The organism is Bacillus sp. 11B20 (assembly GCF_056098985.1).
In genome coordinates, this window is the sequence record NZ_JBLZWZ010000009.1 from 224,252 (window position 1) to 248,162 (window position 23,911).

The window sequence follows — 23,911 nt, forward strand, 5'->3', positions numbered from 1 at the left end:
AAAATCGCTTTCATTTTCTTCATGTCATTTTGTTCGGATGCTGGAGCTGCTTCGTCCGGTCAAATTGGAAATACTGTCTGGCATTTTCATAGCTGATTCCTTTCACGATTCCCCCTAACAGATCAAGATCATATGGAGCTTCCCCTTTTTCTACCCAATCTCCGATGATATCGCAAAGCAGTCTTCGAAAATATTCATGCCTTGTATACGACAAAAAGCTTCTTGAATCTGTCAGCATCCCAATGAAACGGCTGATCAGTCCAATACTGGATAGAGCCATCATCTGCTCTGTCATCCCTTGTTTCGTATCATTAAACCACCAAGCTGTACCGTGCTGAATCTTCCCAGGTGCCGTTCCGTCTTGAAAGCTTCCAGCCAATGTGGAAATCACAACATTATCCCTTGGATTCAAGGAATATAAAATGGTTTTTGGCAGTGCCTGTTCTTGTTCTAAACGATCCAATATTCGGCAAAGCGGCTTGGCAATGTCTGCATCATTCATCGCATCATACCCTGTATCTGGCCCAAGCCGCTCAAACATTTTCGTATTGTTGTTCCTAAGCGCATTGATATGAAGCTGCATCGCCCAGCCCCGCTCATAGTAAGCCTGACCAAGCTTAATGAATGTTTGTGTTTTAAATTTAGTCTTCTCTTTTTCCGTCAATGCATGCCCAGACATTCTTTTATGAAAGATGGTTTCCACTTCTTCTTCCGTCGTTTCTTCAAACGTCATTTCGTTAATGGCATGATCTGAGATCAGGCAGCCCTGTTCATGGAAAAAATCAATTCTTGCACGGAGTGCTGTTAAAAAGTCTTGATAGGATTGGATTGGAGTAGATGAAGCCTCTGCCAGTTCGTGAACATACGCTGTAAATAGGTGATTTGTTATATCAAGGGCCTTATCAGGCCGAAATCCGGGCAGCACTTGCACAGTGAATCCTTCTTCCCGCAGTTTTTGATGATAGCAAAGCGAATCGACTGGATCATCTGTCGTCACGACTGTTTCAACGTTCGATTTCACAATGAAGTCTCTTGCACCAAAACCCTCTCCTTGCAGCTTTTCATTTACTTTTTGCCAGATGATGTGTGCGGTTTTTTCGTTTAAAAGTTCCTCAACTCCAAAATATCGTCTCAGTTCTAAATGAGTCCAGTGATAGAGCGGGTTTCCAAGGGTCATGGGAACAGTCTTCGCCCACGCCAGAAATTTCTCATAGTCTGAGGCATCCCCTGTGACGTGTGATTCTGGTATGCCGTTTGCTCTCATGGCACGCCATTTGTAATGATCTCCGTAAAGCCATGCTTCGGTGATATTATGGAAGGTTTTATTTTCATAGATTTCTTTGGGGCTTAAATGACAATGGTAATCTATAATTGGAAGGTCCTTAGCAAACTCATGGTATAGCTTTTCCGCCGTTTGACTGTTGAGTAAAAACTGATCATCTAAAAAGGCTTTCATCAAACTCCCCCATCTCTCTTATAAATAAAAATGATTTGTTCACGTTAACAATTTCATTGTAATCGTTTACAAAATTGATTTCAATCCTAAAACAGGAAAAAACGATCTCCTTTAGAAAAGAAAATCGTTTTTTTGCTATTTTACAGGTGATGATTTTTTTAGGATAATCGCAATAGTTGTTCCAGAGCCTAGTTCACTTTCAACTTGAATATCACCGTCATGCAGCAAGACGAGCTCTTTTGCTATCGCAAGCCCGAGACCAGTTCCGTTCGTTGGATCATTTGTATTTGTCCCTCTGTAGTAGCGGTTAAATAGGTGATCCACCGTTTCCTGTGCCATTCCGCGGCCATTGTCTTTCATTTCGATCCGAACTTCTTCATCTGTTTCAGATAAAACAGCTGTAATATGAGTGCCTTTTTCGTTATGCTTCACTGCATTCGCCAGCAGGTTCTCAATCACTCGTCTGAACCAGGCTTTATCGATCTCAAATATGACACCATCTGTTTGATCTTCAAAGGAGGATGGATAATCCTCAGATGAGGAGCTTCTTGAGAACTCATCCATAATGGAAGCTAAAAATTCACTGAGTTCAACCGGTTTACGATTAATAGGCAGGGCACCATTCTTCAATCGGTACGTGAGGTTTAAATCCTCAATCAGTGTCGACATGTATTCTGATTTCTCACGAATCACCTGTCCCATTTCCATGACTTCTTCTTTGGACCATTGATATTGATCGGATTCAAGCATGAGTCCATAGCCGTAAATCGTACTTAGAGGCGTTTTCAAATCATGAGACAATCCTGCAATCCATTCTTCCCTTGTGGTTTGAATTTTTCTTCGGTTTGCTTCATTCTCTTTTAATGTAAGCGTGAGCTGATCCATTGTTTTTAGGATATCCTCAAATAATCGGTATTCCCGCTTAATACGGCCTTTTTTATTTTTACTGAATGGAATTCCCTTTCTATTTGTTGGTTCCTGCAATTTATTTTTTGATAAGAAAATCAGCCAGCGAATAATGTGATAAATTGGCAGCCCATAGCGGTACGAATACCATAATGTCATAATAATAATAATGGTGAGTGCAAGACCTGCATTTAAGATAGTTGTATATTGATTTAAAGCGTCTGTCTCTTTATCGTAAAGTTCGTCTGGGCTGTATACTTTATTTGGTACAGAAACAATAATATACAGGTTTTTATTCACTTTCATATAAGACAGATCACTTCTAAACTCCCAAGGTTTCGATTGATACTTGAGCAGTTCAACATCTGTTACGTTATGTTTCAAATCGGTGTTGGCTCGAATGCCTTTTAAATATTTTCCTTCGTCATTGAACAAATGCACCGATCCATTCATTCTCTTCAAGAATTCTTTTGTTTCAACCGAATATTGAGATAGTGCAGCCAAATTCTTCTCGTGCTGCTTCAGATAATTGGCTACTTTTGTGCTGTTCGTTTTGAACCCATATAACACGATAAAGCTTTTTTGATCAATCTCAATTGGCCAGAAGTACATCTTATAATCTTTAAATTGTCTCTTTTCAAAAATCTTGATCATTTCATCCTTTTGATAGGATGTTGGAATGGTTTTAGGGCGATGATAACTATAAACGTTTTTCTTTTTCGAATCGATTACTTGTAGCCAGCCGTCTCGTTTTTTCACTGCTTGCTTGAGCTGATCGTCGGCTTCCATTTTTCCATCCTCGTTAAAATAAAGCCAGCTCATGAGTGTATCTCCATCAGCTTTTGTTAAACCGGTTTCAGCCATGTTCTCATAGTATTTTTTATAATATAAGTTATCAGAGAACGTATTCCCAATCATCAAAATGGCAATGACAATAAACATTTGTCCGACAAAGTGAAAGAAAAGTTTTGCTCGTAAATTCATAAACTATTGAAGAACCTTTGCAGGGTGTGGTATAAATTTATATCCCATACCACGGATCGTCACAATATATTCGGGCTGACTCGGATCTAACTCGATCTTTTCTCTCAACTTTCGAATATGAACCATGACAGTGTTGTTATCACCATATGACGGGACGCCCCATACTTTCTCATAAATTTGATCTTTTGAAAGAACCACATTCGGATGATCACAAAAGTACTTCAGCAAAGAAAGAAGCTGAGCAGAGCATGCCGTCACCTCTCCTCTTACTTTCAATTCGGCTGCATGAGGATGATAGGAGAAATGGGCATATTGATATTGGCTTTGAGTGTCTTCTTGTTCCTCCTGTAAGGAGATATATGTTCGGTTTAGATGAGCCTTAATTCTAGCCACTAGCTCAAGCGGATTAAATGGCTTCGTGATATAATCGTCTGCCCCCTGCGCAAAGCCCGTCAGTTTATCGACATCAGACGTTCTTGCAGTTAAATAAAAAATAGGCGCTTTCGTTACTTTTCTGATTTCAGGCAGAACGTCAAAGCCAGATTTACCGGGCATCATCACATCTAGAAGTAAGAGGTGGATGTCCTCGTTTTTGACAACATCTAATGCTTCATCTGCATGGTAGGCTTTATAAATATGCTTGAATCCTTCTTTTTTTAATACGCGTTCAACCATTTTCACAATTGCTTCTTCGTCATCTGCAATCAATATTTTTGCTGTTTCCACGCATCTCTTTCCTTTCTAGCTATGATCTCTAACCGTATATTACCATTGTCTAAAGTAAAAAAGTACCTCTTTTCTGCATAAAAGCGAAAAAAATCAACTGGAAAAAATAGTAGCACTAGGAAGTTTCAAACACGCAAAAAAACCCGGCATCTGCACCGAGTTCCTTTACATCTATTATACATTTACAGCTTCTAGCTTTCGTTCATGATTCATTAAATCATATGTTAAACAAATCGGCTTATTCGTTCTAGGATCAAGCACAATTTCTGCATCAATATGGAATACCTGACTGAGTACCTCTTTGGTCATGACCTCATGAGGCGTACCGTCTTTTATGACTTTCCCTTGATTGAGGGCAATCATGTAATGTGAAAAACGCGCCGCATGATTCAAATCATGGATGACCATCAACACAGTTCGCCCCTGCTCTCTATTTAAGCGTTCTAACAGCTGAAGAATCTCGAGCTGATGTGCAAGATCCAAATACGTCGTAGGTTCATCCAATAGGAGCAGCTCTGTTTCCTGGGCAAGTGCCATCGCAATCCATACTCGCTGGCGCTGTCCGCCGGAAAGTGCTTCAATTGGTCGATCATGAAAAGCGATCATTCCCGTTTCCTCAAGTGCCCATCTGATGATTCGTTTATCTTCATTTGATAAGCGACCAAACCCATTTTGATGTGGGAAACGTCCATATGACACAAGCTCATACACTGTCAGTCCACTAGGTGCTTCGGGTGTTTGCGGTAAGATCGCCATTTGTTTTGAAATTTCTTTTGTCGGCGTCTCATGGATAGCCTGGCCATTTAAATAAACAGCTCCTCGATTGGCCTTCATAATACGAGACATCGTTTTTAAAATGGTTGATTTCCCGCAGCCATTCGGTCCAATCAGTGTTGTCACCTTGCCTTTTGGGATACTGACATTCAAATCTTCTACAATCAAACGGTCTTGATAACCGATACAAAGCTTTTCTGTTTCGAGCGATTTCATATGTTGTCTCTCCTTCCTCATTAGTTCGATTTCATCAATAAGTAAATGAAGTAAGGTGCGCCTAAAGCAGAAACGACAAGGCCAACTGGCACTTCTGATGGTGCAAGTATGACGCGGCCAAGTGTATCCGCCAATAATAATAACAGCGCCCCAATTAACGCGGAGGCCGGTATCATTCCTTGATGCTTTGGCCCAACAAGCTTTCTCGCCAAGTGCGGTGCGGCTAACCCTAGGAAAGAAATACTCCCTGCAACAGCAACACTCGCACCAGCTAATGCAACGGCAATCAGCATGAACAAGCTTCTTTCTTTATGAACTGAAATACCCAATCCATAGGACAGCTGATCACCCAAATTCATGATATTTAAATAGCGTGATCTGACAATCGCGAATATAAGGAAAATCACCATCCATGGTAGAACAGACAGGACATACGTCCAGCTTGAGCCATAAATACTTCCAGATAACCACACGATGGCTTGGTTAAAATCATTTGGGCTCATTTTCAATTGAATGACCACAATCGCTGCTGAAAACGCAGCATTCACACCAATACCAGTTAAAATCAATCGAACAGGTGTGATGCCTTTTTTCCACGCTAACACATAGATGAGAAATGCAGCAAAGGCTGCACCTACGAACGCGAAAAGCGGCAGTACAAAAATCGTGAAATCACCTAAATTCGTCATCGTGCCTTGAAATGCAAAGATAAATAGCACAACGGCAAAGCCAGCGCCGGCATTGACGCCGAGAATACCTGGGTCAGCTAAACCATTTTGAGAAACGCCTTGCCAAATCGCGCCTGATACAGCGATAGAAGCACCGACAAGTAAAGCGATGACCATTCTTGGAAGTCGGAATTCGAATAATACGAGCTCATCCATCTCACTTCCGAATCCAAAAAGTGTTTTCAATGTATCCATCGGAGAGATCCGAATTTCTCCGGTATTTAAACTAATAAGGAACACAGCTACGATCGCGAAAAAGATCATGAGCATCGTTCGTTGATATTTCTTTTTCTTTGCTTGCTGCACCATTTCCATTTAGATTCCGCTCCTTTCACGTCTAGCTAAATATAAGAAGAAAGGAACGCCTATAATCGCCGTGATGGCACCGACTGGCGTTTCAAACGGAGCGTTGACCAGCCTCGCAGCAATGTCTGCATAAATTAACAAAGTGGCCCCTAAAATAGCGGAGCATGGGATAATCCAGCGGTAGTCCACTCCAACCAAGAATCGAGTGACATGAGGGATCACAAGCCCGATAAAACCAATAGAGCCCGCTACCGACACGGCAGCACCCGTTAAAAGAATAACAACCAATACGCCAAGCACCTTGACCGTTTTCGTATACTGTCCAAGTCCTTTCGCCAATTCTTCACCTAAGCTCAGAACCGTGATCGAACGGGCAAGGATCATTGCAATGATTAGTCCTGCAATGGCAACTGGAATGATGATATGAATGTTGCTCCAATTCACACCTGCCACTCCGCCAGCATACCAAAAGCTCATATCTTGAGCGACGTCAAAACGAATGGCAATGGCTGAAGAAATTGAGCTCAAAAGTGCTCCAACCGCTGTACCAGCTAGTGCGAGTTTAACCGGAGTCAGTCCCCCTTTTGACATAGTACCGACACCAAATACAATAGAGGCACCGAGTGCGGCTCCAACAAATGACCAAAGAATTAATGTGAAAGAAGATTGGCCAGGGAAAAATGCTAATGCAATGGCAATCGCAAATGCGGAGCCATTTGTCACACCCATAATCTCCGGTGACGCCAGCGCATTTCTTGTCATTCCTTGCATAATGGCACCTGATACGGCTAAAAAGGCACCGACGAGCGCGGCTCCAACTGTGCGCGGCAGCCTCAATTCCCGAATGATTTGATGTGAAGTTTCTTGTGGATCAAAATGAAAAACGGCTTCCCATACAGTCTGTAGATGAATGTTTGCCGCTCCTAATGATACCGATAAAAAAAGACCAAATGATAAAGCGATGATTCCTATGATGATAACAGCTGCTGTTCCAAAAGGCTTCGTGACAATATCGATCGTATCATCGCTGGCTGGCAGCTGTTTATTCGATTGTGAGCCCAAAACCAGTCTCTTCCTTTCCGTTCATGTTTATTCTTTATTAGTGATAATGATTATCAATCTCGAAGTCTAGTATATCACTTTCTTTTCTTTTTGAAATCATTGTTCTGATAAATTTCTTTATTTTCATCAAAAAACTGTGAGAATTTCATCATTTTTCTTTAGGCCTAAATTAGCCAATGCATTTTTGTTCCTATCATGTTACGATAAAAAATGAAATTGAGAATCATTATCAAGGAAAAATGAATAGGAGAGAACTTTTGTGAAAAAACGAACTGGATTTCTTTTGATTTCTTTATCGATTCTTATGATCTTTACAGCCGCTTGCGGCAGCACTTCAAATAAACAATCTGCAGCGAAAAAGAATGACATGATGACATATCAGGATGCAAAAGGTGAAGTGAAGCTTCCGAAAAATCCGAAACGAATAGTGCTTCTTGCAGAAAGCTATTACGGGGACCTCGTCACACTCGGCAAAACTCCGGTTGCTACAACATCACCCATCTTTAAAAACCCTTTTTATAAAGGGAAAACAGATGGAGTGGAAAATCTCGGAAGGACCCCATCGGTCGAAAAAGTAGCCGCTTCGAAGCCAGATATGATTATTGCTTGGGGGGAAGATGAGAAGTTTGATCAATACAAAAAAATCGCCCCAACTGTAGCGGTAAAATACAATCAATATTCTTTCAAAGACCAGCTAAAAGAATTCGGTAAAATGACAGGTACACCAAAAAAAGCAACAGAATGGATCACAAAATGGGATACCAAAATTGCTGAGGTGAAACCAAAGGTAACCAAAGCTGTTGGCAGCAAAACGGTCTCGATCGTATCGCCATTTGATAAAGGCATTTATATCTTCGGAAACACCTTTGCCCGCGGGGGCGAAATCATTTATGACGAGCTGAAATTAAAAGCACCGAAGGCTGTCAAAAAAGAAGCGATCGACAGCGGTGTTGGCTATGCGAATATTTCTCTTGAGAAGTTGCCAGAATTCGCAGGCGACTATATTTTCACAGGTCCATGGAGCGGCTCAAAAAGTAAAGGTGACCAAGTGTATCAAAGCAGCATTTGGACATCACTTCCTGCCGTCAAAAATAAACATGTATTCGAAATAGATCCAGTCGGTTTCTTCTTTAATGACCCAGTGTCACTAGAAGGTCAGCTAGAGTTTATTGTGGATCGATTGACATCTGCATCATAAAAAAACGTTTCTCCAGAGATGGAGAAACGTCTTCCTTATACCGTTCCTTTGGCAAATCCTTTTGACATGAATGGATAAAGCAAAATACCTACTAAGAATAGACCGATTCCAAGACCAAAAGTTTTCAAGTCGGCTGTTCCTGAAATAATGACCCAAGCTGAATACCCCATGGCAACAAGTGCAATGATGCCGTCTCTCGTTCGATTTCCTTTTTGAAGCTCATACGTGTCACCTTGCATAATGACCTTAAAGCTGTAGATGGAAGACACAATATACGGAATAAGATACGCAAGTGTCGCTGATGTAGTTAAAAAGGTAAAAGCTTCATTAATCGTACGTGACATCACAGAGAAGATAAACAGCTGTGACATAATATTTGTAACAGTCAAAGCGAAAGCAGGGCTTCCTTTTTTGTTTGTTTTTGCAAATACTGCTGGAAAATCACCAGCCTTTGCTGCTTGATACGGTACTTCTGAACCAAGTAAAATCCACCCAAGCATCGAACCAAACAAGCAAATAATCGCCAGCAGAGCCATGACAATTCCGCCAGCTGGCCCAATTATAAGCTGAAGCACGTCTACAAATGGTTTGTCAGAGCCTTGCAATTGATCGTGCGGCAGAACGCCCATCGTAATCAATGTGATAATCATGTAGATCGATAGTGCGATTAAAAGACCTGTAATGGTCGCACGTTTCACATCACGCTGTGAGGATGCTCTTCCTGATAAAATGACAGCTGATTCAATTCCAATAAATGCCCATAGTGTGGAAATAGCCGCATGATGAATTTGACCTCCAAGGCCAAGCACTCCTTCGCTGCCTGTTTCAACCGGGAAGTAGTAATGTTCAAATAATGCCGTTTGAAATGCAAATAATCCCGCAACAATAAAAAGGACGAATCCAAGCACCTTTGAAAAGGTCGTAATAAAATTCAATTTACTTGCAGCACTTAAGCTTGTAATTAAAATGGTATGTGTTCCCCATAGAAGAAGGGTACATACGATAAACGTCATGAGCTGACCAAGCGTGACCGCTTCTTTTCCAAAGGTAAAAACTTCAGTCTTCACTGTGAGAACCGGGAAAAAAGTCGTTAAATAACCAGCAAGACTTGTAATAATTGCGACATTACTAATCCAACTTGCCACCCAATATCCCCACACCATTGTAAATCCAGCTGCTTTCCCTTTTTTCGGATCTTTAAAAAGCGCCCTTGCATAACTTTGTGGTCCAGCTGTCAGCTGCGGCTTATGAATGGACAAATGCCCAAATACAAGCGCAATCATCAGCACACCGCCGCCTGTGACAAGCCATGCCATCGTCACACCTAAAGGACTTGCGTGCTGGGCAAGCGTACTTGGCAGCATAAAGATGCCTGAACCTACCATATTTCCGACGACAAAAGCCGTCAATAACCAAAAACCCCATTTTTTTGTCTGTTCCATTTCCGTACCTCCGTTTTATTCACTTTGGACCAGACCCGGCAGTATCTTCATTGATATATTTGTGAAGCAATGACTTGCATTCTTTATGTTCATAATGGATTACTTTTTAACAGCATACCCTTATTTTTGTGACTCAGAACATAAAAAAAAGCCTGAACAAAAGTCCATGCTTTTCAAAACATACACCTTGATCTCCGGATAGCCCTCCACGCTTCAAAGACGTGGCAGTCCTGCATTTATTCAATGCAGACCCAGCATAAAGAAAGTTGGAGCTCTCTCTACACTTCGGCGCTGATGCCTTTTTTCTCATGATCTACGATTCCATCTCTCCTATGAGTGACTCATCATCCGCGCAACCTCTACCTCACTGAGACATAGCGTGAGGATTTCTATTCATTTTTACTACACGAAGGTTATCAAACATTCTCACATCTGTCAAAGGTAAAAACATAGAAAAAAGGCAGAGAACTGTTTCTCTGCCCTATACCTTGCTTATTGATCGTTGTTTTTCTTCTTTTGTACAGCTTCCTGAAGCGGATCGCCTGCTAGCTCTTTACTTGCTTCCTCTAACAGCTGATCTACCTGCTGATGGTTTTTCTCACTTTTCGCTTTTTTATCCTTTTGGAAAAATGACATCGCTGTTTCCTCCCTTTTCATATAATGCGGTTGCCTGTTTAATTTGTGCTACAGCGCTCAGCATTATACAAGGGAAGAGGCTCAATCATCATGAAAGGTCTGCCTCATTTTTTGCAAGTACGACAGAAAGGTTTTTAAATCATCCTTTGTGAAGTCTGACATCATATGCTGAATCACCTTTCCGAAAAGACGAGTATGCTTTTCATAAATGGCCATCCCTTTTTCCGTGACTTCTAAACGGACAAGTGACGAATCGTCCTTGTCCCGTTCTCTTTGAATATAACCCTGCTCACATAATTTATTGAGTGCAATAGAGGCTGCACCAGGGTTTAAAGAGAGTCTTTGCTTCAGCTCTTCGGCATGTGATACTTTGCCTTGTATCAAAATAGAAAGAGCATATATCTGTGGGGGCGTGATGTCTTTCTCTAACTCAAGTAACTTGCGGTTTAATTTACGGCTGACTTCATAATGTACAAGAACAATTTCTTTTAAAATGTCTGCATTACCCATCCGAATCGCATCCTTATCGTTAGTATCAACATGACTTCCCCCTTATTATAGAATGTTTTTCCATTCAGCCAACCCTTTTGGCCTCTTTTTCTTTAGAAATAAGCCTTGCTGAATGAATCTACCCTTGATATAGTGAGTACTTGAACTAAAGATAGAACAGGAGTACGCATCATGACAGGAAAAACACACATCATGGGCGGAATTGCCGCCTCCACAGCCGTTGCCTACTATTATGGATTCGACCCAGTGACGATGGCTGCTGCTGGATCAGCAGGTGCTCTGATCCCTGATCTTTGCCATACAAAAAGTAAAATCGGCAGAAAATTCCCGCTGCTCTCGACACTGATCAGCAGTGTGTTCGGTCATCGCACATTTACACACAGTTTATTATTTTTGCTGATCATTTATTTTCTAGCAACAACATACATTCCAAATGACAGCCTAAGTATCGGTTTACTAGTCGGGATGGCAAGCCATCTCATTCTGGATGCAGGAACAGTGAATGGGATTAAATTTTTATTTCCGGCTTCCATTAAAGTGCGTCTTCCCTTCTATGTCAAAACAGGCAGCACAGGAGAACAAGTCGTACTAGCTGCTCTCACCGTCGTTACCTGCTATTACATCGCTGTCCTCTGCGGCATCTCCATCCCATTCTAATGAATCAGAAAGAGTTTTCCGAAAAACACAGGATATGAATTGATCATTCCTCATTTTTTTAGTAGGTTTAAGATAAGTGTTTTTGCCTTGCAGCTGAATACAGAATGGTGAGGAGCTACATAAATGAAAGCGTTTTTCAAAAATCACTGGTTTTTAGTGTACTCCATCCTCTTCATGTGGATGAAAACATACATCATTTATCAATTCGGATTTCACATACGAACGGCCAATCTGTTTCATGAATGGCTGCTTTTGATCAATCCACTTAGCTTTTTGCTCCCTTTGTTTGGGATTGCTCTTTTTTTAAATGAAACGAAACAAAAAGTATTTTTATTAACCGCAAATTTGATTTTGACGGCGATTCTCATATCGAATACGATCTTTTATGGATTTTATATTGATTTCATTACAATCCCTGTCTTATTTCAAGCGAAAAACATGGGAGATATGGGCAGCAGTATGACAGAATTGTTCCACCCGCTGTTTTTACTGATGCTCATTGATTTCGTGGTGCTGGCGTGGCTGTTAAAGCGCAAACCTTTAGCGCCAAAAGCCTCCTTTAAAACGATCAAAACATATTATGCGGTGTGCTGCAGCTTTCTATTGTTTCATGTCAGTTCAGCCATGATGGATCACCCTCGCTTTCTGACAAGCTCTTATGATCGAGAAGTGATTGTACGAAACCTTGGGCTGTTCCAGTTCCACCTGTATGACGGCGCTGCCCAAACAGCGCGTATTGGACAAAAAGCCTTTGCAGATGAAGATACACTTTCAACCGTAGCAAACTACACAAAGGCTGATTACAGTGCACCAAACGAAGAGTACTTTGGACTTGCTAAAGGCAGGAACGTTGTGTTCATTTCACTAGAATCAACACAGCAATTTGTCGTTGATCAAAAGGTGAATGGACAATACATCACCCCCTTTTTAAATCAACTTGCTAAAAAGAGTTTTTATTTTGATGAATTTTATCAGCAGACTGAGCAAGGAAAGACATCGGATTCAGAGTTTATTGTCGCAAATTCCCTCTACCCATCTAGCAGCGGCGCTGTCTTTTTCACAGCGAGTGACAACGAATACGACACGTTATACAAGCAGTTGAAAAAAGAGAACTATCAATCCGTCCAATTTCATGCGAATAATAAAACGTTTTGGAATCGTGATGTGATGTATGAGTCGTTTGGGATTGACCGCTTTTATGATGTCGATTCGTATCAGGTCAATGAACAGAATTCAACTGGCTGGGGCTTAAAGGATATTGACTTCTTTGACCAATCCATTGATTATTTAAAAAAGTTGAAGGCGCCTTATTACAGCACGTTTATTACCTTGACCAATCACTTTCCATTTGAAATCGATCCAAAGGATCAATTGATTGATGAATATGATTCGTCCAGCGCCATTTTAAACCGCTATGTGACGACCGTCCGCTATCAGGATGAAGCCATTAAGACATTTTTTGACCGCATGAAAGAAGAAGGACTGTATGAAAATACAATGTTTGTCCTCATGGGGGATCACTATGGTATCTCCGAGGCACATCATCAGGCAATGGCAGAGCTGCTCAAAAAAGATGAAATCACACCGTTTGATGCTGTGAAATTGCAGCGGGTGCCCTTTTTAATTTACATTCCGGGGGTCACAGATCAAGCACCGCAGACAATTTCTGAAACAGCTGGGCAAATCGACGTGAAACCGACACTCCTGCACTTACTCGGTATTGAAACGAAGGATGCCATTCAATTTGGCAATGACTTATTTTCAAACGAACGGACGCCTTTTGCTGTTTTGAGAAACGGGAACTTTATTACAGATGATTATCTCTATACAAAGAACACCTGCTATGATCAAAAAACAAAAGAACCTGTTGAACAGGATGAGGTGTGTCAGCCTTATATCGAAAAAGCCAATAAAGAACTTTCCTTATCAGACAAAGTGATCAATGGGAATTTGCTGCGTTTTTATCAGCATTAAAAAGTCGCCATCTGGCGGCTTTTTCTTTTCTCTTTTTACTGAAAGCCTATGAATGGTCAAATAAGTTTGCTTATAATATAGGATACATATGATATTGAATAATAAGAGGTGTGAACATGAAGTATGCGTTCTTCCCCATCATCGCCATCTGCTTGCTCCTGAGCGGGTGTCAAACAGAGATGAAGTCATCGGATACAAGCAAAAAAACAGAGCTTGTCATTTCAGCAGCGGCAAGTCTTCAAGATGCACTAAAGGAAATCGAATCCGCCTTTAATGATGAGCATCCGAATGTGACATTAACAAATAATTTCGGGTCATCCGGCGCATTGAAGCAGCAAATCGCACAAGGGGCAAAAGCAGATCTCTTTTTCTCAGCAGCTGAAGCGCCCTTTGATGAGCTTGTGCAATCTGGAGATATCGATCAACATTTTATCAAGGATGCCATCCAAAATGAGCTTGTACTCATTGTGCCAAATGATCATTCTTCCTCTATTAAAAGCTTTCAAGACGCCCAGCACATAAAAGGGAAGATTGCTCTTGGCACACCAGAATCCGTTCCTGCTGGTACATACGGCAAAGAGATTTTCACAAAGCTGAACATCTGGGATCAAGTGAAAAAGAACGCTGTGTACGGCAAGGATGTGCGGCAAGTTTTAAGCTACGTAGAAACAGGAAATGTGGAGGCTGGTGTTGTGTATAAGACAGATGCCCTCGTTTCCAAAAAAGTAAAAATTGCGGATGAAGCCAATCAGGACATGCATTCCCCGATCATTTATCCAGTAGGAATCGTCAAAGGGACAGAACATATAGAGGAAGCCAAGTCCTTTTTTCAATTTCTTCAATCAGAAACAGCCAAATCAATTTTTAAAAAGTACGGCTTTCAAGTGAATTAATGCCTATGATGACTGAAGAATTCCTATCTCCCATTTGGCTGTCCGTGCAGGTTGCCGTTGTAAGCGGGCTGCTGGCAACTGTTTTTGGTACATTGATTGGCTATTGGATGGCGCGAACATCATTTAAGGGAAAAATGATCGTAGAAACGCTCTTGATGATGCCGCTTGTCCTTCCGCCAACGGTTGTAGGTTTTTTATTGCTCGTCATATTCGGAAGGCATAGCATGATCGGGGGCGCGATTGAATGGATCTTTCACCAGCCGGTCATTTTCACTTGGTGGGCGGCAGTTATTGCATCAACAGTTGTGGCATTCCCGCTTATGTATCAATCTGCAAAGGCTGGATTTTCTACGATTGAGTCAGACATTGAAGGGGCTGCAAAAGTAGATGGTGCTCATTCATTCCAAGTCTTCGCCTATATTACAGTACCACTTGCCCTGCCTTCCCTCTTATCAGGCAGCATCCTCAGCTTTGCAAGAGCCCTTGGAGAATTTGGGGCGACCTTAATGTTTGCCGGCAACATCCCAGGAAAAACGCAAACACTCCCAACCGCTATCTATGTGGCGATTGATTCCGGACGAATGGAGCTTGCTTGGGCTTGGACGATTTGTATTGTGATTCTATCTTTTATCATGCTGTTGGCTGTACGCCGAAGCAGTACGTAAAAAATCCCTCTATGTGAGAATAGGGGGATTTATACTACATATTTACTTTGCCGTTTTGCTATAGTATAAGTCAGCAAGGACGACAAACAGATAAGCAATGAAATGCAGATCAGAATTGTGGTTATATTCATGGAAATAGGCATAAATAATTGATAGTTCCCTTTAAAAGAAAACAGGTGCAAAGCTAAGTTGGCAATCATATTTTTTAAATCAAATGCACCTAAGTTAGGGATCAATAAAAAATAGACCATATAGATAACCAAAGATAAAATAAAACTTCGACATATACTACCTAAATAAAAAACAAGTGTACTAAATAACCAGCTTGTACATACAACAAACATTAATTGAAGCAGTATAGAATGTTCGGTACTATCTTTATATGTAAACAATTGAACAGATATATCTTTTGATATGACATAATAAAAGATATGACTAGCCATGTATGAAATAAGAGAAAGAATAGGAATTAAACATAGAATGATTACATAAAGAGACAGTTGCTTTGAAAACATAATATCGTTCCACCGATATTGAACCGCTTTAATTTTCATCGTTTTATATTTCACATCATATGTCGCTAAATAGATCGCATATAAACCAAATACAAGTGGATAAAAGATAAAACCCATCCATTCTAAATTAGTTGAAATGGCTTGAGTTGGCTCCATCAAATGAAGTGATTGAATAAACTTCTCGTAATCATATTTTAAGACATTTTCTACGACTTCTCCTTCAGCACCTGATAATTCTCCTTCTTCTATGTTAACTGGCATCGTCAAAGCCTTTTTTATATCAATACCTAGCTCCTTATATTCACTTTCTGTTTTTACATATTGGGCATAGTTTGATTTTGTCGTTTCATATTGAGAATATACATTCCATAACGAAATCAGCATCAATGGAATAAACAAGATAAGAAATGTTTTAGCATAATATTGATATAAAAACTCTTTTTTCACTAACTTAAAGATATGCTTGATAAATGTCACCCAAATCCTCTCCTTTTTCCTGAAAGTCATGGATTTGAATCATTGATTTGTCTTTTAAAATAAACAATTCATCAACAATTGATGAATAAAATTCAAACTGATGACCTGTAGCTATAATGGTCATGTCTTTAGACCACTTCTTAATCATTGCTTTTAATTCCATCATTGTTCCATAATCTAAACCATTTGATATCTCATCTAAGAACAAATAAGTTGGTTTTGTTAATGCAATCAATATGAAACTTAATTTCTTTTTTTGGCCATAAGAGTAATGTTTGACCTTCTTCTTGAGGATCTCATGTGGTAGATATTCCTTTGCCAGTGTATCACATCTTTTTTGGTCAAAAGGGCTATTTAACAATAATCGTATATTTTGATAACCGTTTAGATTCAAATAGAGTGGTGAATCATCGTACATTACCTGAATTTCATTCCTTACTTGATCAATTGGCTGATGATTATACAAGATCTCCCCTTCATACTGTTCTAACTGAAGTAAACATTTCATAAAAGTTGTTTTGCCAGATCCATTTTTCCCCATGATGAAATTTATTTTTTGATGTTGTATTTGAATATGTAAATCTTCAAATACAGGCTGCTGTCGATATGTTTTTGTCAATCCTTTTACTTGGATCATTTTCCAAAAACTCCTCTTACTATTTTTTGAGATTATTTATAATATTTAAACAGCGCTACTATGATTTGTAAATAGATCTTAAGTAGCGCCTTTTCTATTAATCTATACTATTAATCCCAACCATGTTTTCCTTTTCCATTAACCCAAACTCGATCTGTAAAAGAGTTACTCACAAAGGTAACATCTCCCCACGGAGTAGGTGTTCCAAATTTAAGGGTTGTTTTATGTGCCCATTTATGAAGATTGGCTCCCTTATAGTATCTTTTAGAACCATTTTTCACCACTTTGTTAGGGAAGACGTAACCCGCATCTTGAGAACCAGAACTCGATTTAACTTTACCCGAAGAATATTTCCAATCAACATATGATTTTGACCACGCCATAAAGCTCCCTCTAGATGTGGTTAACCTTTTCGCATACACTTTCGAAGCACTTGTAGACATCTCACCTTTATTCGTTTCCTTTATTGTTTGTACATACATGGTACTACTAGAATAATCTTCTTGAATTACTTTTTGCTCATTACTCAAATCAACATTTGTTGCTCCGGCAAATGTCGTAGGTAGGATCGTAGCACCCAAAGTTAACGACAAGCCTAGTATGACTTTTTTCATATAATAAACCTCCTTTTATTTACAATTAGTAATTTACCATAAAATTCATTATAGTTCCATAAATTTCATGATATTTAAGCTAGATTTAAGGAATTCTTCTCGTTTTTCAAGATAACTTAGTAGCATAGAATGTCTTCAATGTCTTTTATTCATAGAAAAAACACCTATTCATTAGTCATGGAAGTGTATCACTTCTACGCCTATCGAAAGGTGTTCTATAATTATTCAATTTCTTTATTATTCAAACCCAACCGTCATCGTCTCTGGATTCGAGCCGACACGTTCGTTATTGTTTAATGCATCGATTTTTTCCATGTCTTCTTTAGAAAGCTCGAAGTCAAAGATGTCTGCATTTTGTTTAATACGTTCTTCATTGATAGATTTAGGAATTGTCACGACACCGCTTTGCAGATCCCAGCGCAAGATAACTTGAGCAACAGATTTATTGTAGCGTGCAGCAATGTCTTTCAAAACGTCATGATCTAATAGCTTCCCTTGCATCAGAGGAGACCATGCCTCAATTTGAATGCCTTTTTCCTTTGCATATTGACGCAGTTCAACAAGTGTCAGTTTCGGGTGAAACTCCACTTGGTTCACAGCTGGAACAACCTCAGCATCTTTTAACAGCTCTTCTAAATGCTGAATATAGAAGTTGCTGACTCCAATGGCTCTGACTTTCCCGTCTTTATAAAGCTTCTCAAGTGCGCGCCATGTGTCTTTAAATGTATCTGCATTTGGTCCAGGCCAATGAATCAAATAGAGGTCTAAGTAATCAAGACCTAATCGGTTTAAGCTTGCGTCAAACGCCTCAAGCGCTTTATCATAGCCTTGATCTGTGTTCCATACTTTAGACGTAATGAATAAGTCTTCTCGTTTCACGCCAGATTCTTTAATCGCTTTTCCTACGCCTGTCTCATTTTTATAAACAGCTGCCGTATCAATGCTGCGATATCCGTTCCGTATGGCTGCTTTTACGGCATCTACCACTTGATTGCCGTCCTCCACTTTGAATACACCTAAACCAAACCAAGGCATTTCTACTCCGTTATTCAGTGTTACGGTATCATTCAAGCTTTTGACCATTTTAACAACCACCTTTTTTATAGATTCCATCTCTTTCATTATCTCATGTTGTGCTTCAAAACTCTATTATCAGGCGTTTCTCTTCGCTTCGATGGCTAAGAGCAGCGCACCAGTCATGCCAGCCTTGTCCTCAAGTTTAGGGGAGACAATGTATGTATCAAGCGGCGGCAGGTCTACATAATCATTGACATAAGCAGCTAGCTTCTCTCGAATGAGTGGGAATAGTTGCTTTTGCTTCATGACACCTCCGCCCATGATGATGCGCTCTGGGCTTAAAATGAGCGAGTATTGCATAAGCGCTTGCGCTAAATAATCCGCTTCAAGTGCCCAAACCGCTTCATCCTGCGTCAGCTCTTTGGCAGGTTTCCCCCACCTTTTCTCAATCGCTGGTCCAGCTGCCAGTCCTTCTAAGCAATTTCCATGTGTCGGGCAGACACCTGCAAATGGATCAGATTCATGCTGCCTGACAAGGATATGCCCCATCTCAGGATGTGAATGACCGTGTAGAAGCTCATTTTTCACAACAGCCCCCGCACCAATGCCTGTACCGACCGTGATATACAAACAGCTGCTTAGCCCTTTGGCTGCCCCTTTTGTTAATTCACCTAGTGCTGCGGCATTGACATCAGTTGTAAAAGATACGGGGACACCTAATTGCTTCTCAAGCTCAGGAATGAACGGGTATTGCTTCCACTCCACTTTCGGTGTGTTCATGATATAACCGTATGAAGGATCGTCCTGTTGAACACAAATGGGTCCAAAGGAGCCAACCCCTAATGCTGCAATGTCATGCTGCTTGAAAAATGGAATGAGCTTTTGTATTGTTTGATCCGGGTGCTCTGTTGGAATCGTCATTTCCTCTAAGATGTCTCCATGCTCATTACCGATTGCACAACAAAATTTTGTACCACCAGCTTCAATTGCTCCATAATAGGCCATCATTGATCTCCCCCTGCTCGTTCTCTTTCTTCATCATAAAACATGGGGGAGAAGATGACAACATCACGTATTGGTGAGCAGAACAGCTTCCATGTCATTAATATACTCTCTTAAATGATGGGCAATATCACGATTGATCTCACCATCTTCATATAAGGTTTGTATTTCATTTCGAATCGTCTGTACAGCTTGGAAGTTAAGCTCTTTTTTCTTTCGGTCAAATGAACGGTCTTTTTGCTGGAAGAAGCTTGGACCGTGTTCACAGCGGAAAATGACTTGGTTGTAAAAACCAATGACTTGGTGGCACGTTTGCTGGTTTTCATCTGTCATATGCTGTTTGATCGAGTCTACCGCAGCCTCAGCCGTTTTCTTACGGATTTGTTTATACGAGTCCTCTTTTTCTAAAATACCGTTTGAAATGTGCTGATTCGGCCGCCATAATTGCAGCCATTGAAGCAAGCGGAGAAACTTCACCTTTGAAAAACGAATTTTGAATGAGTTTGAGTACAGCATTTCCAGCTCATGAAATCTCTCTTGCAGCTCATAAGCTTCTTCCTTGTCAATTTTCTCATCATCAATTAATTGTTGAAGTTTCATCTGTTCTGCTTTGATACCATGCAGTCTGATTTTTTTCTCTTGTCTTCTCATCCCGAATTGGTATGGTTCACGCTGGATATTTCTCAGCTTCATTCGGTAATCATTGATGAGTGCAAGGGATACTTCCCTGTTGTCCTCATTCATCCCTTCTTTTAACGTTTTAATAGCACTTCTGAGCAGCTTCCGTTTTGCATGCTGAATCTTTGTATCCAAGTCCACGTCGACCTGCTTGTCTTTTTTCTCAGATAAAAGAGGCAGTAACACACTAGCTAAAATGAGTGTACATAAGATCACGCCTGCTGCGAGGAAAATAATCAAGTGCCGCTCTGGAAATGGTGATCCGTCCGCAAGCGTAAATGGGATAGAGAAGGCACCGGCTAATGTCACAGCCCCGCGGACACCAGAGAATGTCATCAGCATCGAGGCGCGAAACTTCGGCTTTTTCACATTTTGCTTTTTTGTTGCACTCCATTTTCCTGCCCAGAACAGCCATACCCATAAGAACCGCAGCACCATGAGACATAGTGTAATAATTAAGATGTAGCCAATCACCTGCATGTTGTTAAAGGATTCATCTTGGAAAATGACTGTAGAAACATCCGGAATCTGCAACCCAAGTAAGACGAAAACAAGTCCGTTTAAAATAAATAAAATAATATTCCATGTGTTTGATGAAGCAATTTGCAGTTTGGCTAAATTCGCTTCCATTCGATCTTGCTCAATAGCATGCGTCACACCACCGGCCACAACGGCTAAAATTCCGGATACACCAATTTCTTCTGCTGCTAAATAAATCACAAATGGTGTAAGGATTTGCAGGATGATATGCATCGTGACATCGTCCATTCCTAAACGGCGGAGAAAATAGCGAAAACGAATGATAAAGAAGGATAGAATAAATCCAGTTAATAAACCACCTGCGGCAATGAGTACAAAGCTAAAGGATGCCTGAGCAATTGAAAAGGCTCCCGTCACTGTTGCGGCAATGGCAAATTTAAAGGCGACAAGTCCTGATGCATCGTTCATCAGCCCTTCGCCTTCCAGCAGTCTCATGATGCCCTTTGGCATATTCACACGGCTGGATAAAGCACTTACTGCCACCACATCTGTCGGTGATAAAATCGCTGCAAGCGCAAATGCGGCTGGAAGCGGTATGCTTGGAATCATCCAATGAATGGTATATCCCGCTACAACGACAGTCGCAAACACTAAACCGAGCGCTAAAAGAAGAATAGGTGCTCTTAATTTCCATAGCTCGTCCCTTGGGGTACGCTTCCCGTCATTAAATAACAGCGGCGCAATAAATAGAACGAAGAAGAGTTCAGGATTTAAAGAAATATGTAAACCTGAAGGAAAAGCTGCCACCAATATTCCTAAGCCCACTTGAATTAACGGAACAGGAATAAAGGGGACAAAACGATTGATAATATTAGATGCTGCAATGAGTGCCAGTAGTACGAGCACTGCCAAAAAAATCTCCACTAGTACATGTCCCTCCTCTGTATATTTTTCGTCAAGTTTTGCTTACATGCAAAGATGTGTTCATTTCATCCATCCGTCCGATCAGAAGTGCTTCTTTAGTATTCCGCAAAAAGTGAAACCAACACATAACAATCCATCTAGGCAAAAAAAGGCTGAATCCAGATATTCAGCCTGCTGACAAAATTTTCATCATATGTATTGTTCAAATGATGAACAATAGACCTTTTTTTATTTTACACGAAAACTCCAACATCTGCTGACATTGAGCTCTTAATAAACAAAAAAAAAGAGCGGAATCGCCCTTTTTTCGTTTCACCCTTTATTTAAAAAATAAGACCTGGCGGGAAGACGCCATTTGAATAAGTAGGAACAAACCCTGCATACGACGAGGATGACAAACAGCAGATATAAAGCAAGCTCGCCTTGCGCTAAGCCGAGTCCGACGAATAAGCCGCCAAGTGCTGCCCATACGGCGTAAATTTCTGCTTTTAGCACAAGCGGCTTTCGTCCTGCTAATAAATCACGCACAATTCCGCCGCCGCTTCCAGTCAAAACGGCTGCCACAATGACCGCACTGAGCGGAAGTTCTCTTTGCACAGCAAATAGTGCGCCTTGAATCGCAAACGCTGCTAAACCGATCGCATCCGAGAAATTTCCCCATGTGCTCCAGTGCTTAAGCAAAAGCTTTGGAAAAAGAAACACAATCGTAATAGATACAAGGGCAATGGTAAACATTTTGCCCTGTGACCATAAAGCAGACACCGGAAGACCAATTAATAGATTCCGAATCGCTCCACCGCCAAATGCTGTCACAATCCCTAAAATGTACACACCAAGAATATCGTACTCTTCCTCCATTGCCACAATCGCACCACTAATGGCGAATGCGACAATGCCAATGATACTTAAGACTTCCCATGCCATTTTCCGCTTATCTCCTTACCATTATCTAATCATCTAATACTACTCCCTTAATGTATATCTGACACAGGCGAAAAGCAATACAAATTTTCTTTAAATTTTATCTTTTTGCAAAAATAAAAAATAGCCCGCTTATAAGCAGACTACAGATTGTTGACAAAGGGCTAAAATGATCTTTATTTTAGCTCTTTGTCTTCTTTTCAGCGTGATAGAAAACCTTTGAAGTCTAGGAAGGACGAGTACTGGAGCGGAGCGAATTTGACATTCGTGAGCACCAGCGCGCAGGACTGACAACGAATGCGAGGGTTTGTCTACACGCTGATAGCCCGCTTATAAGCAGGCTATCTCCTTCAATCTTCTTTTGCATTTAACAGCAGCATACTAATGATGATGAGAATAAATGCAATAAGGGCTAGTAGTGGAATGGTGATAAAACCAAACCAGTTCAAATAATCAACAGAACAAGGAATACCGCTCAGGCAAGGGCGAATCGATGCAAAGCCAGGTATCTTTTGTTCCATATAATGATAGATAGAAAAACAAGCGCCAATCACAGCCAAAGGCAGGACATAATATTTTATTTTGACATCGCCTCTGAATGTCGCAATTCCAAGTAAAAGCACAAGCGGGTACATGAAAATGCGCTGAAACCAGCACATATCGCATGGGATAAACTTTTTTACTTCACTTAAATACAGGCTGCTCATCGTCGCAACGATAGAGACGATCCAAGCACTGTATAAGTAAACAAGCTTATTCTTCATGATTTTTTCCCTTTGAGCTCTTGATCAATTAATTCTTTGATTTCATCATAGTCATAAAAGTTTTGGACTTGTTTATTGTTAATGAAAAGAGTTGGTGTTGCATTCACTTTATATTGGTTCACAAGCTGATCGTCTGTGTTCAGCTGCGGCTGATATGTTTTCTTCGATAGGTTATCTTTAAGCTTGTCCGTATCTACTTTTGTTGTCTTTTTCGCTAGCTCCGTCAGCTTAGCAGGCGTGACCCATTCTGCTTCACTATCTGGCTGTGCTTGATAGACAGCTTCATGAAATGCCCAAAAGTTTTTCGGATCTTCCTTCCACACTTCTTCAGAAGCTAGTGCTGCTAATACAGCGCCATCTCCATGAACAGGAAGTGGCAAGTTAATAAACGAAAATGATACATCGCCTTTATCTATGTAGTCCGCTTTCAGTTTTGGGAAAATGTCTGTTTCAAATGATTTACATGAAGGACATTTATAATCCCCAAACTCGACAATTTGCACGGCTGCGTTTTTATCTCCCATGACAGGCTGTCCTTTAATAGAAGGCTTACTGTCAACCGTTTGTGCTTCTTTGCTGTTGTTGTTCCCAATGACGACGAATAATCCGATGAGAAGAGCTGCGATAATGGTTAAAATAACAGCAAATTTAATGGATGAAGATTGATTATTTTTTTTACTCACAAAAGCACCTACCTTATCTTTTTCATTCCTTCAAAAGAAAAAGGATAATAGCTTAGAATAATGCCA

Annotated in this window: 23 protein-coding genes and 1 riboswitch; of the genes, 5 read left to right on the forward strand and 18 right to left on the reverse strand. The window is 40.6% G+C overall.

Annotated features, from left to right (window positions below):
- Positions 1 to 19 precede the first annotated feature (19 nt).
- The 6 genes from uxaC to ACN6NB_RS15355 form a co-directional block, all read right to left on the reverse strand.
- The gene (gene uxaC, locus ACN6NB_RS15330) at positions 20 to 1,456 is read right to left on the reverse strand and encodes a glucuronate isomerase (protein WP_059375035.1); all 1,437 of its coding nucleotides are present in this window, start codon (positions 1,454 to 1,456) and stop codon (positions 20 to 22) included.
- 135 nt (positions 1,457 to 1,591) lie between these two features.
- Positions 1,592 to 3,346 (reverse strand): HAMP domain-containing sensor histidine kinase, encoded by a 1,755-nt coding sequence (locus ACN6NB_RS15335; RefSeq protein ID WP_474253422.1) that lies wholly within the window; start codon positions 3,344 to 3,346, stop codon positions 1,592 to 1,594.
- Positions 3,347 to 3,349: 3 nt separating this feature from the next.
- Positions 3,350 to 4,072: a response regulator transcription factor gene (locus ACN6NB_RS15340; RefSeq protein WP_039181371.1), complete on the reverse strand. Its 723-nt coding sequence runs from the start codon at positions 4,070 to 4,072 to the stop codon at positions 3,350 to 3,352.
- A gap of 174 nt (positions 4,073 to 4,246) precedes the next feature.
- Positions 4,247 to 5,062 carry an ABC transporter ATP-binding protein gene (locus ACN6NB_RS15345; RefSeq protein ID WP_268502986.1) on the reverse strand — a complete coding sequence of 272 codons (816 nt, stop codon included), beginning with the start codon at positions 5,060 to 5,062 and terminating at the stop codon, positions 4,247 to 4,249.
- A 20-nt stretch (positions 5,063 to 5,082) separates the two neighbouring features.
- Positions 5,083 to 6,105 (reverse strand): FecCD family ABC transporter permease, encoded by a 1,023-nt coding sequence (locus tag ACN6NB_RS15350; protein WP_052196534.1) that lies wholly within the window; start codon positions 6,103 to 6,105, stop codon positions 5,083 to 5,085.
- The gene (locus ACN6NB_RS15355) at positions 6,106 to 7,158 is read right to left on the reverse strand and encodes a FecCD family ABC transporter permease (RefSeq protein WP_039181376.1); all 1,053 of its coding nucleotides are present in this window, start codon (positions 7,156 to 7,158) and stop codon (positions 6,106 to 6,108) included.
- Between the two features lie 259 nt (positions 7,159 to 7,417).
- Between ACN6NB_RS15355 and ACN6NB_RS15360 the strand changes: the two genes are divergently transcribed.
- Positions 7,418 to 8,356, forward strand: a complete 939-nt coding sequence (locus ACN6NB_RS15360; RefSeq protein ID WP_039181380.1) for an iron-hydroxamate ABC transporter substrate-binding protein — start codon at positions 7,418 to 7,420, stop codon at positions 8,354 to 8,356.
- A gap of 35 nt (positions 8,357 to 8,391) precedes the next feature.
- Here ACN6NB_RS15360 and ACN6NB_RS15365 read toward each other — a convergent pair whose 3' ends face one another.
- From ACN6NB_RS15365 to ACN6NB_RS15375, 3 genes are all read right to left on the reverse strand, one after another.
- Entirely contained in the window at positions 8,392 to 9,798 is a 1,407-nt protein-coding gene (locus ACN6NB_RS15365) for an amino acid permease (protein ID WP_099663700.1), read from the reverse strand.
- A gap of 191 nt (positions 9,799 to 9,989) precedes the next feature.
- A riboswitch (Lysine riboswitch) is annotated at positions 9,990 to 10,168 on the reverse strand.
- A gap of 122 nt (positions 10,169 to 10,290) precedes the next feature.
- Positions 10,291 to 10,434: a small acid-soluble spore protein SspJ gene (gene sspJ / locus ACN6NB_RS15370; protein ID WP_041088277.1), complete on the reverse strand. Its 144-nt coding sequence runs from the start codon at positions 10,432 to 10,434 to the stop codon at positions 10,291 to 10,293.
- An 81-nt stretch (positions 10,435 to 10,515) separates the two neighbouring features.
- The gene (locus tag ACN6NB_RS15375) at positions 10,516 to 10,944 is read right to left on the reverse strand and encodes a MarR family winged helix-turn-helix transcriptional regulator (protein ID WP_024423455.1); all 429 of its coding nucleotides are present in this window, start codon (positions 10,942 to 10,944) and stop codon (positions 10,516 to 10,518) included.
- 171 nt (positions 10,945 to 11,115) lie between these two features.
- Between ACN6NB_RS15375 and ACN6NB_RS15380 the strand changes: the two genes are divergently transcribed.
- From ACN6NB_RS15380 to modB, 4 genes are all read left to right on the forward strand, one after another.
- Complete coding sequence (locus ACN6NB_RS15380; RefSeq protein ID WP_047202394.1) at positions 11,116 to 11,601, forward strand: metal-dependent hydrolase; 486 nt, start codon at positions 11,116 to 11,118, stop codon at positions 11,599 to 11,601.
- Between the two features lie 123 nt (positions 11,602 to 11,724).
- Positions 11,725 to 13,575: an LTA synthase family protein gene (locus ACN6NB_RS15385; protein WP_126682309.1), complete on the forward strand. Its 1,851-nt coding sequence runs from the start codon at positions 11,725 to 11,727 to the stop codon at positions 13,573 to 13,575.
- A gap of 116 nt (positions 13,576 to 13,691) precedes the next feature.
- Positions 13,692 to 14,468 carry a molybdate ABC transporter substrate-binding protein gene (gene modA / locus ACN6NB_RS15390; protein ID WP_474253423.1) on the forward strand — a complete coding sequence of 259 codons (777 nt, stop codon included), beginning with the start codon at positions 13,692 to 13,694 and terminating at the stop codon, positions 14,466 to 14,468.
- Positions 14,468 to 15,133 (forward strand): molybdate ABC transporter permease subunit, encoded by a 666-nt coding sequence (modB, locus tag ACN6NB_RS15395; protein WP_058838157.1) that lies wholly within the window; start codon positions 14,468 to 14,470, stop codon positions 15,131 to 15,133. Before modA ends, modB begins: the two co-directional genes overlap by 1 nt.
- Positions 15,134 to 15,162: 29 nt before the next feature.
- Here the strand turns inward: modB and ACN6NB_RS15400 are convergent, their stop codons facing one another.
- The 9 genes from ACN6NB_RS15400 to ACN6NB_RS15440 form a co-directional block, all read right to left on the reverse strand.
- A complete protein-coding gene (locus ACN6NB_RS15400; protein ID WP_126682311.1) occupies positions 15,163 to 16,125 on the reverse strand; it encodes an ABC transporter permease in 963 nt (320 codons plus the stop codon).
- Positions 16,100 to 16,762 (reverse strand): ATP-binding cassette domain-containing protein, encoded by a 663-nt coding sequence (locus ACN6NB_RS15405; protein ID WP_058838159.1) that lies wholly within the window; start codon positions 16,760 to 16,762, stop codon positions 16,100 to 16,102. The genes ACN6NB_RS15400 and ACN6NB_RS15405 overlap by 26 nt, the downstream gene beginning before the upstream one ends.
- 110 nt (positions 16,763 to 16,872) lie before the next feature.
- Positions 16,873 to 17,376 (reverse strand): hypothetical protein, encoded by a 504-nt coding sequence (locus ACN6NB_RS15410; protein ID WP_126682312.1) that lies wholly within the window; start codon positions 17,374 to 17,376, stop codon positions 16,873 to 16,875.
- 237 nt (positions 17,377 to 17,613) lie between these two features.
- Positions 17,614 to 18,459, reverse strand: coding sequence for an aldo/keto reductase (locus ACN6NB_RS15415; RefSeq protein ID WP_039181397.1), 846 nt, complete (start codon positions 18,457 to 18,459; stop codon positions 17,614 to 17,616).
- Between the two features lie 69 nt (positions 18,460 to 18,528).
- On the reverse strand, positions 18,529 to 19,398 hold the full coding sequence (locus tag ACN6NB_RS15420) for an ROK family protein (RefSeq protein ID WP_058838161.1): 870 nt from the start codon (positions 19,396 to 19,398) through the stop codon (positions 18,529 to 18,531).
- Between the two features lie 63 nt (positions 19,399 to 19,461).
- Positions 19,462 to 21,477 (reverse strand): Na+/H+ antiporter, encoded by a 2,016-nt coding sequence (locus tag ACN6NB_RS15425; protein ID WP_058838162.1) that lies wholly within the window; start codon positions 21,475 to 21,477, stop codon positions 19,462 to 19,464.
- A 312-nt stretch (positions 21,478 to 21,789) separates the two neighbouring features.
- Positions 21,790 to 22,401, reverse strand: a complete 612-nt coding sequence (locus ACN6NB_RS15430) for a trimeric intracellular cation channel family protein (protein ID WP_058838163.1) — start codon at positions 22,399 to 22,401, stop codon at positions 21,790 to 21,792.
- Between the two features lie 347 nt (positions 22,402 to 22,748).
- Entirely contained in the window at positions 22,749 to 23,162 is a 414-nt protein-coding gene (locus ACN6NB_RS15435; RefSeq protein ID WP_047202387.1) for a disulfide oxidoreductase, read from the reverse strand.
- Positions 23,159 to 23,845: a DsbA family protein gene (locus ACN6NB_RS15440; RefSeq protein ID WP_058838164.1), complete on the reverse strand. Its 687-nt coding sequence runs from the start codon at positions 23,843 to 23,845 to the stop codon at positions 23,159 to 23,161. The genes ACN6NB_RS15435 and ACN6NB_RS15440 overlap by 4 nt, the downstream gene beginning before the upstream one ends.
- Positions 23,846 to 23,911: the final 66 nt, after the last annotated feature.